This is a genomic window from Arthrobacter psychrolactophilus, assembly GCF_003219795.1.
GTDB classification, from domain to species: domain Bacteria; phylum Actinomycetota; class Actinomycetes; order Actinomycetales; family Micrococcaceae; genus Specibacter; species Specibacter psychrolactophilus.
On sequence record NZ_QJVC01000008.1, the window covers coordinates 31491 to 45127 of the forward strand.

Consider the following 13637-nt stretch of genomic DNA (forward strand, 5'->3'; position numbering starts at 1 on the left):
ACAACACAAGTATGCCGTAATTACCCTAACGGTTCCACTAAGGTGAGCCTACCCACTCATAGGCGCAGTTTCGCCCGGTCAATCGCTCATCTACGTCGCGTAGAATGGCCGCGTGACAAACACACTTTCCCCTGCCCTGGTGATCTCTGGGCTCATCAAGGACGTGGGCCCGGTAGCGGGTCTGGACGGCCGGATGAAACGCGTTATATCTAACATTAGCCTGACGGCTCATTTCGGTGCTGTGACGGCCCTCCTTGGCGCTAACGGCGCGGGCAAGACCACCACGATCGAATGCGCTCAGGGCCTGCAGCCGCGCACGGGCGGTGAAATTTCTCTTTTGGGGCAGGACCCCCACAAGGCCGACGCCGGACTCCGCGCCAAAGTGGGTGTCATGCTCCAAGACGGCGGCCTACCCCCGTCTGCACGACCCATCGCCTTGCTCAAGCATGTCGCCAGCCTGTATGAGAATCCGCTCAGCGTGAGTGCACTGGTTGATCGCCTCGGAATCGGCGACTTCGCCGACACCACGATCCGGCGTCTCTCGGGTGGCCAAAAGCAGCGCGTGGCCTTGGCCGCGAGCCTGATCGGCAATCCTGAGGTGTTGTTCCTCGATGAGCCCAGCGCCGGCCTTGACCCGCAATCTCGCCTTATGGTCTTTGAGCTGATCCGCGAACTGCGCGACAGTGGCAAGGCCATCATTTTGACGACCCACCTACTCGACGACGCCCAACGCCTTGCCGACTACGTGTACATCGTCGACAAGGGCGAGTCTGTGGCCGAGGGCACGGTGCAGGAGCTTTTGGAACAGTCGACGGCGGCGCTGAGCAAGCGCGCCCTGACCTTTGAGGCGAGCCCACAGCTCGACACCGAGCCGTTGCTGCGCTCCGGTATTAGCTGCTCCGAGTCTCGCCCCGGCAGTTACACCTTGACGGGTGAGCTCACACCGGTGGACGTGGGTAACTTTGGTGCGTGGTGCGCAAGCAACAACATCATGCCGACGTCGATCCATCTGGCTTCTCAGTCACTGGAAGATGTGTTCCTGTCCATCTCGGGCGCCGGAGCCGGCAACGAAACGAGGGGAAATTTATGAGCACCATCTTCCACGACTCCCCCGCGGGCCGTCCCGCAACACTGAGTCAGCGCATCATCAGCCACGGCAAGTACGAGGCCAGCACCATGTTGCGCAATGGCGAGCAACTCGTTTTGATGGCCGTTATGCCATTACTGGGCCTCTTGGCACTCGTGGCAACTCCGCTCCTGGATGACATGGGCCATTCTCGCGTCGCCATCGCCGCACCGGGCATCCTGGCGCTCTGCGCATTGTCCACAGCGTTCACGGGCCAGGGCATCGCGACCGGCTTCGACCGCCGCTACGGGGTTCTGCGCTTCCTCTCGACCACCCCGTTGGGCAAGGGTGGTTTGATCGCCGGGAAAGTCATCGCCGTTCTCGTTGTACTGCTGTTGCAGATGGTCTTCATCTCGACCGTCGCAGCATTTATGGGCTGGCGTCCCCCGCTCTCCGGGATCCTGCTGGGCATCCCGCTGTTGATTCTTGGCGCCGCAGCCTTTACGGCAATTGGCTTGCTGATCGCCGGCACGGTCCGGCCCGAGGCCACTCTGGCCATTACCAACCTCGGCTGGATCTTGCTGGCCGCGGTTGGCGGTATCGTGCTCCCCGCCGGAAAGTTCTCCAGCTCGATGGAGGCGTACGTCCAGTGGCTCCCCTCAGGGGCACTGGGTAACCTCATGAGGGCGGCACTCATTGAGAGCCGACTCGATGTGTGGGGTTTGATTATTTTGCTCGCGTGGGGCGTGCTTGCCACCGTCGCCGCGCTTAAGTGGTTCAAATGGAATTGAGAGGCGTCACCAAAGTGAGTCAACGTACCATCGCATTGCAGAATGCGTTCCACAGCTTCACCAACAAGCTACCCACGACCATTACGCCGGCCATCAAGCGGCTGAGCATTGGCAGCCTCATCGGCCAGGGTGTCTTGATCGTCTCCGGCGGCGTGGTGCGCGTGACAGGTTCGGGTCTGGGTTGCCCCACCTGGCCCAAGTGCACGGAGGAGTCGCTGACCAACACCGCCGAGATGGGCATCCACGGTGTGATTGAGTTTGCCAACCGCACGCTCACCTTCGTTCTGGCCGCCGTAGCCCTGGCCTTGCTGGTTCTGCTCTGGAACCTGCGTAAGGAGCGAAAGGACCTGTTCTGGCTGGCCTTTGGCCTCCTCGCCAGCATCCCCGCCCAGGCCGTCATCGGCGGAATCACGGTTCTGTCGGGCCTAAACCCCTATGTTGTGAGCCTGCACTTCCTCGTCTCGGCTGCCCTCGTGGTCGTGTCGATGTTGCTCGTCAACCGGGTTTATGGCAGGACAGGTACGACGGCGCCTACCTCAATTAAGCGCCCGGCTCGCCTCCTCCGCCAACTCAGTGTTGTGGCCGCCTGCGCCAGCTACCTCGCCGTCGTTCTGGGCACGCTCGTGACAGGATCCGGTCCGCACTCGGGCGATTCCACCTCCCCCCGTATGGAACTTGATGGATACCTCACCACTCGCATTCACGTGGTTCCCGTCTACGTTCTGGTCATCACCTCATTGCTGCTGCTAATCCTGCTGTGGCGCAATGGCAAGGGCGATATCCTTCGTCATGCGGCGATTTTGTTGTTCGTGACGGTCATCTTCCAGGGCTTCATCGGCTACTGGCAGTACTTCACTGGCATTCCGGCTCTGCTCGTTGGTGTGCACATGCTGGGAGCGTCATTGACCCTTGCGGTGGGTACCAACATTGTCGACATTGCCCTCAAGCGCGGCAAGGATCAAGCCCCTACCCAGTAGGACTCTTCCCGCAAGCTTCACCCCATAACAAAGCCCGGTTCACCGCTACGTCAAGCGGTGAACCGGGCTTTGTGGATGTGTCTGTCTCAAACCTACGAATCTCTTGGTCGTGGGTTCAATTCCGACTCACACACGACTCGCGGCAAGCAAAAGAGTCTCTGACCTGCGGATATACCTCGCAGCTCAAAGGCGAATGGGGTTAGCTCCAAAATGTTAGCCAAGCAGCTGGGTGTTCTGCAGCTGGCACCATTGACCAATCCGCAGCCGACCCGTTTGAATCCGCCCGGCCTCATCACACAAGGCCATACTGCCTGCTGGACCGATCCGTCAGTGGCCGGGTTTTCCCTTGGGACATCCAGTAGTCATTGATGGCCTGCACGGCCTGCTCCCTTGTCATCCCAGCCACGCCCCCTTCATCAATACCCGCAGTGTGGGTGAGTTGCCAGACCAGGGCCAGCGGAAGCTCTGACTCAGGAACGGGCGTGGTACCGCGTACCGGCAACACTCCACCCGCAACGCAGGACCAAAATTCGTCGCCGCCAACGATGATCTGCTCCTGGAGAATATGGTTCCACATCGAAGGCGATTATGTGGTCCGGTCCACCGGTCGAGAAATGCTGGTTCGCAGGACCCGGCCGTCATCCAGGAGCAGCCGGTACGTTGCGGGGTGGCGTACCGGCTTCCCGCGAGCATTTACCACCAATTCCCAAGCTTCAGACACACAGAATTTCTCCTGGTCATCACGCCCACCATGCCGGCGGACACTCACGCCGCGGAACCGGTAAGTCAGGCCGTCAGTTGACTCCTGCCGTTGGGAGAAGTCTGGTTTCAGGTGCGGATTAGGTGGCGATCAGGTTCTTCTTCATTGCGTGGTTGGTTAGCTACACGCCGACCATAACAGGATGTTGTTCGACTTGGACGATGAATCCGTATCTCTCAAAGAAGGAACGGGCCGTAATGCTGACATTGGAAGTGAGGTCTATCAGACCTCTTTGCGCGCATGTGGGTCTCTACATGGGCCAGGAGTTGCTTCGCTACTCCACGGCGGTGAAAGCGAGGGGCCACGAACATCATGTCTATGTACCCATTCGGGTCTACATCAGAGAATCCCGCTGGTTCCCATCCACGGTAGCCACATAGCTGTTCCGCGATTGCATCGCGGCGTGCCAAGTGGATACTTCGCGCTCTTCTGACCGTGCCCACGCCTGAATCTGCTCCGGCGAGTAATCGGCGGCAGCGGTGTCAGTAACTGGGGCAAGGAAGATCGCCATGGTGTCCGCTGCATCCGCGAGACGGTAATGGGTGGCTTGTGAAAAAGTCGAATATCCGACGCTAAGCCTTCGCCTCGGCGAATTGCAGCGCAAACAAACGAGAAGGCGGTTCGTCACGGTTTGTGATCCGTGACGAACCCCCTTCTCGTTGTCAGACGATGCGGCGACTGAACTAAATGACCCGTGGCGCCTTGGCTAGGTTGGCGGTCAGTTCCTGCGCGTTTTGCCGCGGACCGTAGGCCGGGCGGTCGCGCTCCACCCGCCAGCTCTCGGCCAACGTGCCAATGTTGACGGTGTCGAAACCGAATTCGTCGTACAGCTCGGTGATCAGCTCCACCGCTTCCTGATGGTCGCTCGCGGTGGCTAAAGCGCGGCGGTTGTCGGTGCCGGTCAGCGCGCCGGTGGTCGTGATGTCCGCGGATTCGATGTGGTTGAAGCCCTTGGCCACCATAGAACCCTTCAGGTGTTCCTGGACCAGGCCGGAGGTTGTGGCTTCGCCATCATCTAGTACCTCGATGTGACCGTCGCGCTCCCAGTAGTAATTAAGTGTATCGATCACGATCTTTCCTGCCAGCGCTTCGACGGAAAGGTCCGTGTAGTTCTTCATTGGGATGGTGACCACGGCGAAGTCGCCCGCCTCCGCGGCGTCGATCGCTGTTGCTGCACGCGCCCGCGGACCCAACTCGGCCACCAGGTCCGTCAGGGTTTCTGGCCCACGCGAATTGCCGATGACCACGTCATATCCCAGCTGCACGGCTTTGCGAGCGACCTGTGATCCAATGTGTCCTGCTCCGATGATTCCTATGGTTGTCATGCTGGTTCGAACGATGCCGCTGGGCGCCGTATTCCCATGTGTCGCCAGATGACGTTGGGGTGCAACGTGTCGGCGGCGTCAGCCACTGAATACTGCCGTTTACGGTGCATTACCGACGCGGCAACTGCGTCGAGACGATGTACGAGAACAATCACGCCGGTGAGTAACGCGAAGACAGGATTGAAGCTCAGAATTATCCCGAAAGAAAGATTACTCAGACCCCGGGGTCTGGGGACGATCGGTACGGAAATTCACGCTACGTGGATCAAGCCACGCGGAGTGTCCTTGTACTGAACGTACCCATTCTTGTAGCGGGAAGGTGAGTTCACCGGATCGGGTGCAGACGACTTCTGAACATTCGAATCTGTGTGGTTCCGCAGGCGTCAGACTCCCGCATACCGTGCCCGAGAAAAAGTCCGGTCTCGCGAAGTTATTTGGGACACCTCTCGGCCCCGAATCCAGGCGAGTGCTCGACTTGCCGTCAGGTTCTGATCCAGAGAGTCCAGCGACCATTAAGATCACGAGAAAGTCCCACAGTTACCCCGCCGATGATGTTTCGATGTTGCTTCCTGGTCGGGTGTTTGTGGGATTTGGATCCGTTCATCAACCGCTGCGACGCGTATTGCTACCGCATCGAGATGGTATGCAGGCCCGCGTTTCGTGATCTTAGCCTATTGCAGCTGTCGTTTTCCGGACCGAAGATCATCTGAACGACGGCACTACTGGTGGAGGGTGTGTGACAAAGCGGAAGTAGTCAAAACCCAGAGAACAGATACCCCAGTTGCGCACGGTTTGCGATAGACTGTATGTATTAAGCCCCAGCCCCTCTGCCATCGGCAAGGGCTGGCTTTCTTTAACTCGAAGGGGCCATTCTGGAGCCGAAACCGCATCGCACCTACGAGCAACAGCTGGAAATCCTCCTCTCACGCGGGATGATCATCCCCAGCCACGAGCATGGGCTACGAGATCTGCGCAATGTTGGCTATTACCGATTGGCCGCTTACTGGTATCCATTCCGCGAAATTGACCACGTTGATGCGGACGGGACCGTTGTACGCTCGGATCTCCTGCAAGCAGGAACGACGTTCGATGACGCTCACGCTTTGTGGACGTTCGACCAACGACTGCGTCTCATACTGTTGGAGGCGCTGGAACAGATCGAGGTTGCCCTGCGTGTCCGGACGGCTCACTGCATCGGCGCTCAGGATCCTTTCGCTCACTTAAACGCCTTCCACTTGGACACGGCCCGCTGCCTGGCAATCGTGCATACACCGCAAGGATCAATGACCGCCCATCAATGGTGGGTGGCCCGCTACGAAGAAAAGCTTGCAAGCACACACGATGACATTCTGCGGTTGTACAGGTCCCGCTGGGAGCTCAAACCCCCTGTATGGGTTGCCGTTGAGCTGCTTGACTTCGGGATGCTCTCTACCTTCTTCAGGCAATTTCTGACCAAAGCCCAGCAAAGCGAAATCTCACGGACTTTCGGCATCTCCCAAGGTAGCTTTCTGGTCAACTGGATCAAAGTCCTCAATCACGTCCGCAATATGTGCGCTCACCACGCGCGCGTATGGAACCAGCCAGTGACCTTCCGGCTCCAACGAATACCCACCGGAATATCACCCCTTCTAGACCCACTCAATACGCTGACCGGAACGCCGAAAACCCGCATCTACTCAGTCCTATATCTCTGCGCGTTCCTCCTTGACAGCCTTGGTGAGAATAGCGATTGGACGAACAAGGCACAGGCTCTCGTGGCCTCCTTCCCTAGCGTTCCAGGCCCGACCCTCAATGACATCGGCGCACCAGAGAACTGGCAGACTCACGCAATCTGGGCCACCTAACTCAGAGAACACCCCGCGGCGAGTATTCACAACACGAGCTGGGGCCCGCTCAAAGCGATCAGGAACCAGATTCGCACCTCATCGCGTCCGACAGTCGTCTTTTGGTTTGCAATTTAACCCCGAGAAATGATCCCAATCCATACCGGGCACGACGACAGACCGGGCCCAAATTGCCCCCTAAACCACGGCAGTTGATGCTCCTCCAATCGCCCAATGAGAAGTCACCGAAATGCTTCCTTGCAATGGCAATTATCCATCTGGTGGACCGGAAGGAAACCGCACCCTTGACAGCACCCGCCGTTGACACATGACAGTCCGCCATCGACAACTGGTGCCATACCGTCGATCATGCTGATGAACCTCCAAACGGCCATCAAACAGCAGCCTCGGCGCTGCGTTGCAGGGCCTCATCACGTTTTACCCACGTTTTTGAACGAAAGCCCCCTGGCAATCCTTGGCATGCCCAAGGGACCCCGTCGTCCCAGAATCTCCGAAAAACACGATGTTTGTGACTGTCAACGGAGGCTTTTGGCATGAGAGTCCTGAGTTTCTCTTGATCGTGGGTTCAATTCCCGCCGGGGCACAAAAGGGCCTCGGACCAGCGGTTATATCCGCACCTCAGAGGCGAGTAGGGTCAGCTCCCCTTTTCATCAAGATCTTCCGCGAAGTTCGATCCCCCTTTTTGCCCAGCGCCGCATTGCTGCACTACGACCCCGACAAAGGGCTATTGCGGGTTGTGAACCACCCAACGAGCCAGCTCGTCAATCACGCCATGGCTCACATCGCCGAAGATGCCGCCGCCTTGTTGACTGGCCCGGATGCACGCCGCATTGCACGCTGCGCAGCCGCACCGTGTGATCGGTTCATGATTCGAACGCACGCAAGGAGGCAGTGGTGCTCGGAACGCTGCGGCGCCAGACAAAGGGCCAATCGCGCCTATGCCCGCAAGCAGGACAAATCTCCGGCCGCGTGACGGGATCGGTACCACGTCGAGCCCGGGCCGGGCAGTTGAGGGAAGTGGAGCCTAGCGGCTGGTGAAGCGGGCCCTGTAGGAAGTCGGGGTCGTGGCATAGGCTGCGATGAAGTTCTGGCGAAAGGTCACCGGGCTGCCGAAACCGCACGATTCCGCAATGCGTGCGATGCTCCAGCTCGTGGTTTCCAACAACTGACGCGCGTCGTCGAGACGGCGGCCCAGCACCCACCGCGCCGGGGAGAGCCCCGTGACTTCCTTGAACCTACGGGTGAAATTCCGTTTGCTCATTGAGGCGTGCGCCGCCAACCCCTCGACCTCAAGGTCCTGGTCTAGGTTCGCCATCGCCCATCGGATGGTACGGCCCAGCGGCCCGTCCAAGTCAGGATCCTGCAGGGGTCGGGCGATGTACTGCGCCTGATCACCTTCTCGGTGCGGAGCTATGACAATTTGACGCGCCACATCAGCCGCGGCCGCCGAACCTAGACGTGTTCGCACAATATGAAGGCAAGCATCCAACGCAGAAGCAGTGCCTGCCGAGGTGAGTACATCACCGTGATCGACATAGAGCGCGGAGTCGTCAAAATTCACGGCCTGAGCCTTGCCCGCCACGGTCCGGGCGGCACCCCAGTGTGTCACCGCAGCGCGTCCATCAAGAACGCCGCTACACGCCACCGGATACGCGCCAAGGCACAGGCCGGCAATCATGGCTCCCCGCTCGTGGGATTTTCGGACCAGTCGAAGCAGAGCTTTGGACGGATCCGGCAGCTCTGACAACCATGACGGAAACACCACAAGATCGGCGTCATCGACTGCCTCCGGCCCGCAGACTCCCCCAATCAAATACCCTTCGGCACTGTGCACCGACCGGCCACCCTCGGTGAATACGCTCGTCTCCCAGCCGTCGTCCAAACCCAACCGCACCACTTCACCGAAGACTAGTAGCGGTGTCGCCAAGTGGAACATGGTCATGCCGTCGAAGGCGTGGATGGCAATCTTCAACTTGGCGCATTTCCATCGAAAGTATGCATATACGCCACTCACTGTACCGGAGAGCACGATGACATGCTGGAATCATCAACCACATACAACGAATGGAGCCCACCATGGCTGAATTGCGCCGCGCACTGGTTATTGTCGACGTGCAAAACGATTATTTTGCTGATGAAGGACCATTGGCAATCCAGTACCCTGATCGCAATGAATCCTTAGCTAACATCACCCAAGTGATCGACCTCGCCGAAGCTCAGAGCATGCCTGTAGCCGTGGTGCAGCACCAATATCCGGCAGGTGCCCCGGTGTTCGCCGAGGGCTCTGAAGGCTGGAAGCTGCACCCGGAGATATCCGCTCGCCGAAAGGATTCATGGAAGCACCTCACCAAGAGCCATGCCAGCGTCTTCGCGGGTACCGACTTCGAAGGGTGGCTGCGATCCAACGATGTCGAGGTCATCACCGTAGTCGGCTATATGACCAACAACTGCGATCTGGCCACCGCAGCAGCAGCCGAACCGTTGGGTTTCGGGGTTGAAGTGCTCTCCGATGCCAGTGGCGCGGTCCATCTGGCCAATGAGGCGGGCCAGGTCGGCGCGCAGCAGCTGCACGAGACACTGATGGTCCTGCTGCACTCCAACTTCGCCACCGTTGCCACCACGAACGACTGGGTGCAGGCCGTCACGTCGGGAACCACCCTTCCCAAAGGCGACTTGGGATCCTCGGCCGTGCAGGGCCGGGCAGCATTCGCACCGGTCGCCTGATCAATCCGGATAGTGACACAACAGTGAGGCCGATCGTGGCCTCACTGTTGTGTATATGACTGAATGAGTATCTGGCAACTGTTGGAATGTTTGACGTGGACGTAGTTGTGGTGGGCGCGGCTCAGTGTCAACGCCAACCGACCGAGAGTTCCCTTGGTGACCATTGAAGAATGGATTGTTTCTGCTGCCATCGGGCCTACGCGCCGCGTAGCGCAACGACCCCACGTGCTGATGCGCGAGCGGCCCGATGCAGTGAAGAAGGCAAATGCATGCAACGAAGTATTGCATGTGACCGGCCACCAAACAGCAACCTTGGCGTCACGGTGCAGGTGCTCGTCACGTTTTTCTCACGTTATTGAACGAAACCCACGCCAATCCTTGGCAAGCCAAAGGGGCACTATTGTTCCGCACTCCCCCGCAAACACACGGTTTCTGACGTGAAAAGATCACTGGTGGCATGAGAGCCCTGTGTGTCTCTTGGACGTGGGTTCAAGTCACGTCTGGTGCACCGCCCGGAGCGCCAAAAATGGCTCTGAGCGGCGGCTATGTTGCGCAATTCAGAGCCAGTGAGGGCCCAAGCAGCCCAAGCAGCCCAAGTCACGATTTTCAATCACGGGGAAGGAAACTGGCGGAAATCCGTGGTTTCCTTATGACGCCACGTTCCGCAACGGAGACTGTCGAAAATTGGCCTTCCGAACGCGGCACTTTTGGCACGGAACATCGTCGGTTGGCCAAAAAAACACCCTTGAAAAGGCAAGCAGCCCATCGCGACAGATTTAATCTTTCAACTCACGTAATTCGGCAATATCGCCGTGAACCATCAACCCAACGATGGACTAGAGCAGGAACATGTGAACTCGGCTGCATTCCTGCCCGCCAGAGTCCCGACTCGTCCTGCAAGAAGAGGTCTACCGGGCAATCTGGACCGCTTCTGCCCATACGGGCTCGTTGTTCCTCACGAACTGGGTCACGGAGAGCCAGTGGTCACCATGGCCGCTCGTGAACATTGTCGCCCACGGTTCGATTCCTGATACATGGGAATTCTTGAGCAGTTCATGCATGGCCGCTGTGCGTTGCCACATGGTGACGGGGAGGGCCGCCCGGAGCTCGTCGTCGGCACCATAACCGTCAATGAAGGCCGCCAATGCCCGTGCCGCCACGCGGGGATCCGCGGATGCGTCGTTCAGCGTGAACGTCTGCGCGGCGTACGCGAGGTCCCACAGCCGGGTGCTCGGTGCTGCCGCGTCCCAGTCGATAAACACCCATCGCTCTCCGATGATCAGATTCCACGGTGCCAGGTCGTTGTGGCAGATCAGTTCGGCCCCGGGTGCCGGAATGAGTGCGCTCCACGTTGCTTCGGAGTCAGGCTTGTAGGCGGCACTGGCGTCGTGAATTGCGCGCACGATGCGACCGACCCTGCACAGCTCGGAGAGTGACAGCGGTTCCGAATCCATGGCGAGGCCACCGGGGATAAATTCCGTCATTTGCCGCCCCTGGGCGTCCCGCCCGTGGACCGCAGGCACATCAACGCCAGCCTCGCGCACGGCGTGCATATATGCGAGCACACTCGGAGTCGCTGCCGTCCACGGTTTTCGTACCGTTGAGCCCACACGCACAACATCATCGCTGGCATTGCCGCCAACCAGGAGAATCTCTTCCATCCCACAAGCCTAGCGCTCACGTCCCGGCCCGCGGCGGGGACCCTAGACAGCCCGCCAATTTACAGCGGAGAGCATCGGCCTCGCGAAGCAACGTCGTTTCGCAAACCGAACCTTGAGCGGGCAGAGTCCTGACGCTTGGGAATTTCCGCAATAAGAACGAGGGAAAAAATGCCGCATCGGGCCTCGTTATGGGTGATCGGGATTCGATAGGACGACTGCCCGCCCGGAGAAATGCTCCCAGAAAACGTCGGTCGAAACAGTGATTCCTCTCCCCTGATGCGGGTCGTCCCCGGAGGGCATGTGCAAAACAGCTTCGCCGTTCCCGACGATTGACAGGAGCACGGCAAGGTGGCCGGCCCTTCCTGGCGTTTCAAAATTGTGGCCGACGGAGACAATGACGACTGCGCCACTGGCAAGGATTCTCAGCAACTGGTCAATGCTGTCAATGCGCTGCGGTGCGGCGGATAACTCCAGTTCGTTGGCATACGCCGCGAGACGGCTGTGATTCCATCCGGAGGCTTCCGAGTAAGCTCCACGTTTTAACAGGGCTTCGGTCAGGGCGGCTGGCCCTAGGGACCCAACAACGTTTAGTGCCCCGAAAGCCATTCTCAGGCACGCAATGCCACAGGATCTGCTGTCCCAGAATTTGGCGACACGTACGCTGGGGTAGCCCAGTCTTCTCCAGTCATGACTGACCATGGCGCTGGCAAACTGCATGGGAGAGAATCCCATCGTTACCGGAAAAATAGCTTAAAGGAGTCTCGTTCAGACTGATTTCAGGCGCGAGACAAGGAGCTTTAGCTGCTGCCAACAGTCTAAATCGAAAAAGAAACGCGCCGCTTCTGCAACGGAAGCTCGAGCAGGATTGCCTGAATCTTGACTGGAATTGTCGCTGACCCCGATTCTAGGGCCGTTGCGGAACCGCGGGAGCTTGCTGGCCGTTCTGAGCCGGGATCAATCCATGGATTGGTTGGGTAACGCTCTGTTCATAGTTGTCTTCGTTGGCGTCATTGTAGGTGTGCTGATCAATTTTCAACGGCACCTTGCCCATCCCGGCGGTCGCAAAGGGACAGGCGCGGCTGCCGGCTTGCTTTCGGTGGAGAGCCGCTTCGCTCCGTCGAGCTATGAGGCTCGGATTGATTTGGAACGGCAAGGTCAGTTGCAGGCTCCGGCACCCGTCCCTGGGGACCCTATGGACGGGCTCCATATGGCCGTGAATGACGACGGCATTCCCTATCGAGTGGTCATTAGCCCCAACAATCCTTGACGCTGAATAGGCTTTCGACGTAGGCGTCAACGGAGGCTGAAGACAGGAGAAACCTGGGTTTCAGGCTGAAGCGTGCTTGCGGGTCTTGGTGAGCATGCTCGCCGTAGTGGCCTGCAGCTGCAGTCCCAGGAGCGGGATCGCAACGACAGCACCGGGCCTGACAGTTGTCAGTTGCTCGGCGGGGTACCTCCCGGGCCACCTTCGGGCGGTGTGCTCCCGGAGCCACCCATACCTCCGGCCGGAGCGGCTCCGGCTGTAGGTGCCGTGGCAGTGTCGACGCCCACAGTGAGCTCCACTTGGAAGCCCTGTGTAACGTCGCCGGTGACGGATGCCAGTTGCAAGGCGCCGCCGTCGTCGCCGAAGACATTGTCCGAATCGAGGCTCAGCTGGGAGAGATTGGCAGTAGAACCCTCGTAGTCGGCCAGAGCATACACGGCCTCACTGATGTCTTGTGGCAGGGCAACTTGGGAGGTTGAAATCGCCTTGGAGGAATCCGTAATGTCCGCCGCGGCGGAGTACACCTCGAAGTGAATATGTGGCCAGCGACCTGGGTAACAGGCTGGGAAAATGGAAGTGAAGGTCACCTTGCCATCGCTGTCGGCGATCTGTACACCCCGGAGGTAGCTCTCGTTTTCAACCCCCAATGAGTACATCGAATAGGCCCCGCTGGCGTCGCAGTGCCAGACATAGACGGCCGAGTTCGCGAAAGCTGTGTTGCCCTTGGATATGTCCTTAATATTCAACGTCAGGGTCATGGGCACACCTGTCGCCGTGGTGCCGCCCCCGATGCTGGATCGGATATCGCTCCGGAGAATGCCGGCGCCTTCCAAAATATCGGGGCCGTTGGAGCCGTCACCCGGGTAGGGGCCCGCCGTGTCATTCCGGAATTTCTTCCACCGCTCCGACCGTAGCGGCGGCGCTTGCCGATGGCGTGGCAATGGCTGCCGCGTTGGCGCTCTGCGTGGGTGTGGTTTGAGAGGTGCCGGTGGAGCAGGCAGCCAGGGCAAAAGCCCCTACTCCCGTGCCCAGCAAACCCATCATCGAGCGGCGGCTCACGAGGGTGCCGATGTCGAAGGAAATGCCGTGGTCAACGACCTCTTCATCGGCCCGGTCAAGGAGTCGACCTTCGTAGCGCAGACCGTCTGGGCTGTTCTGTGGTTCTGGAATCTTCATCAGGTGGCCTCGCTTGGCTCGTTGTGGGGAATACTTCAAGTCTCCCTGC

The 13637-nt window shown here is 59.1% G+C and carries 15 protein-coding genes; 7 read left to right on the forward strand and 8 right to left on the reverse strand.

Going from position 1 to position 13637, the window contains the following annotated elements; genetic code table 11:
• Nucleotides 1–112: 112 nt before the first annotated feature.
• The 3 genes from CVS30_RS09990 to CVS30_RS10000 are packed head-to-tail and all read left to right on the forward strand — an operon-like array spanning nt 113 to nt 2834.
• Nucleotides 113–1090, forward strand: coding sequence for an ABC transporter ATP-binding protein (locus CVS30_RS09990; protein ID WP_110485197.1), 978 nt, complete (start codon nt 113–115; stop codon nt 1088–1090).
• Nucleotides 1087–1857: an ABC transporter permease gene (locus CVS30_RS09995; protein ID WP_110485198.1), complete on the forward strand. Its 771-nt coding sequence runs from the start codon at nt 1087–1089 to the stop codon at nt 1855–1857. The genes CVS30_RS09990 and CVS30_RS09995 overlap by 4 nt, the downstream gene beginning before the upstream one ends.
• A gap of 14 nt (nt 1858–1871) precedes the next feature.
• Nucleotides 1872–2834, forward strand: coding sequence for a COX15/CtaA family protein (locus CVS30_RS10000; RefSeq protein WP_245934541.1), 963 nt, complete (start codon nt 1872–1874; stop codon nt 2832–2834).
• Between the two features lie 292 nt (nt 2835–3126).
• On the opposite strand, the gene CVS30_RS10005 is transcribed toward CVS30_RS10000, so the two are convergent.
• The 3 genes from CVS30_RS10005 to CVS30_RS10015 all read right to left on the reverse strand — a co-directional run bounded on the left by CVS30_RS10005 (nt 3127) and on the right by CVS30_RS10015 (nt 4934).
• On the reverse strand, nt 3127–3411 hold the full coding sequence (locus CVS30_RS10005) for a hypothetical protein (RefSeq protein WP_110485200.1): 285 nt from the start codon (nt 3409–3411) through the stop codon (nt 3127–3129).
• 359 nt (nt 3412–3770) lie between these two features.
• Nucleotides 3771–4037: a GNAT family N-acetyltransferase gene (locus tag CVS30_RS18455; RefSeq protein ID WP_306418768.1), complete on the reverse strand. Its 267-nt coding sequence runs from the start codon at nt 4035–4037 to the stop codon at nt 3771–3773.
• 240 nt (nt 4038–4277) lie between these two features.
• The gene (locus CVS30_RS10015) at nt 4278–4934 is read right to left on the reverse strand and encodes an NADPH-dependent F420 reductase (RefSeq protein ID WP_281268079.1); all 657 of its coding nucleotides are present in this window, start codon (nt 4932–4934) and stop codon (nt 4278–4280) included.
• Nucleotides 4935–5851: 917 nt separating this feature from the next.
• Here CVS30_RS10015 and CVS30_RS10020 point away from each other — a divergent pair.
• On the forward strand, nt 5852–6763 hold the full coding sequence (locus CVS30_RS10020; RefSeq protein ID WP_110485202.1) for an Abi family protein: 912 nt from the start codon (nt 5852–5854) through the stop codon (nt 6761–6763).
• Nucleotides 6764–7535: 772 nt separating this feature from the next.
• Entirely contained in the window at nt 7536–7736 is a 201-nt protein-coding gene (locus CVS30_RS18420) for a CGNR zinc finger domain-containing protein (protein ID WP_281268080.1), read from the forward strand.
• Between the two features lie 51 nt (nt 7737–7787).
• On the opposite strand, the gene CVS30_RS10030 is transcribed toward CVS30_RS18420, so the two are convergent.
• Nucleotides 7788–8735: a GlxA family transcriptional regulator gene (locus CVS30_RS10030; protein WP_110485204.1), complete on the reverse strand. Its 948-nt coding sequence runs from the start codon at nt 8733–8735 to the stop codon at nt 7788–7790.
• 104 nt (nt 8736–8839) lie between these two features.
• On the opposite strand from CVS30_RS10030, the gene CVS30_RS10035 reads away from it, so the two are divergent.
• Nucleotides 8840–9487: an isochorismatase family protein gene (locus CVS30_RS10035; protein ID WP_110485262.1), complete on the forward strand. Its 648-nt coding sequence runs from the start codon at nt 8840–8842 to the stop codon at nt 9485–9487.
• A gap of 908 nt (nt 9488–10395) precedes the next feature.
• Here the strand turns inward: CVS30_RS10035 and CVS30_RS10040 are convergent.
• Together CVS30_RS10040 and CVS30_RS10045 are read right to left on the reverse strand one after the other, a co-directional pair.
• Entirely contained in the window at nt 10396–11148 is a 753-nt protein-coding gene (locus CVS30_RS10040; protein WP_110485205.1) for a phosphotransferase, read from the reverse strand.
• 186 nt (nt 11149–11334) lie between these two features.
• Entirely contained in the window at nt 11335–11865 is a 531-nt protein-coding gene (locus CVS30_RS10045; protein ID WP_110485206.1) for a C39 family peptidase, read from the reverse strand.
• Nucleotides 11866–12109: 244 nt separating this feature from the next.
• On the opposite strand from CVS30_RS10045, the gene CVS30_RS10050 reads away from it, so the two are divergent.
• Entirely contained in the window at nt 12110–12415 is a 306-nt protein-coding gene (locus CVS30_RS10050) for a hypothetical protein (protein ID WP_146233382.1), read from the forward strand.
• A 167-nt stretch (nt 12416–12582) separates the two neighbouring features.
• On the opposite strand, the gene CVS30_RS18460 is transcribed toward CVS30_RS10050, so the two are convergent.
• Both CVS30_RS18460 and CVS30_RS18465 read right to left on the reverse strand, forming a co-directional pair.
• Nucleotides 12583–13353 carry an intradiol ring-cleavage dioxygenase gene (locus CVS30_RS18460; protein ID WP_370800776.1) on the reverse strand — a complete coding sequence of 257 codons (771 nt, stop codon included), beginning with the start codon at nt 13351–13353 and terminating at the stop codon, nt 12583–12585.
• Nucleotides 13292–13588, reverse strand: a complete 297-nt coding sequence (locus CVS30_RS18465; RefSeq protein ID WP_306418770.1) for a hypothetical protein — start codon at nt 13586–13588, stop codon at nt 13292–13294. Before CVS30_RS18465 ends, CVS30_RS18460 begins: the two co-directional genes overlap by 62 nt.
• Nucleotides 13589–13637 lie beyond the last annotated feature (49 nt).

What these genes read in the sequence shown, in the direction of transcription:
- CVS30_RS09995 (WP_110485198.1), top strand. Translation starts at nt 1,087, where the DNA reads ATGAGCACCATCTTCCACGACTCCCCCGCGGGCCGTCCCGCAACACTG.
- CVS30_RS10005 (WP_110485200.1), bottom strand. Translation starts at nt 3,411, where the DNA reads ATGTGGAACCATATTCTCCAGGAGCAGATCATCGTTGGCGGCGACGAA.
- CVS30_RS10020 (WP_110485202.1), top strand. Translation starts at nt 5,852, where the DNA reads ATGATCATCCCCAGCCACGAGCATGGGCTACGAGATCTGCGCAATGTT.
- CVS30_RS18420 (WP_281268080.1), top strand. Translation starts at nt 7,536, where the DNA reads ATGGCTCACATCGCCGAAGATGCCGCCGCCTTGTTGACTGGCCCGGAT.
- CVS30_RS10035 (WP_110485262.1), top strand. Translation starts at nt 8,840, where the DNA reads ATGGCTGAATTGCGCCGCGCACTGGTTATTGTCGACGTGCAAAACGAT.
- CVS30_RS10040 (WP_110485205.1), bottom strand. Translation starts at nt 11,148, where the DNA reads ATGGAAGAGATTCTCCTGGTTGGCGGCAATGCCAGCGATGATGTTGTG.
- CVS30_RS10045 (WP_110485206.1), bottom strand. Translation starts at nt 11,865, where the DNA reads ATGCAGTTTGCCAGCGCCATGGTCAGTCATGACTGGAGAAGACTGGGC.
- CVS30_RS10050 (WP_146233382.1), top strand. Translation starts at nt 12,110, where the DNA reads ATGGATTGGTTGGGTAACGCTCTGTTCATAGTTGTCTTCGTTGGCGTC.
- CVS30_RS18465 (WP_306418770.1), bottom strand. Translation starts at nt 13,588, where the DNA reads ATGAAGATTCCAGAACCACAGAACAGCCCAGACGGTCTGCGCTACGAA.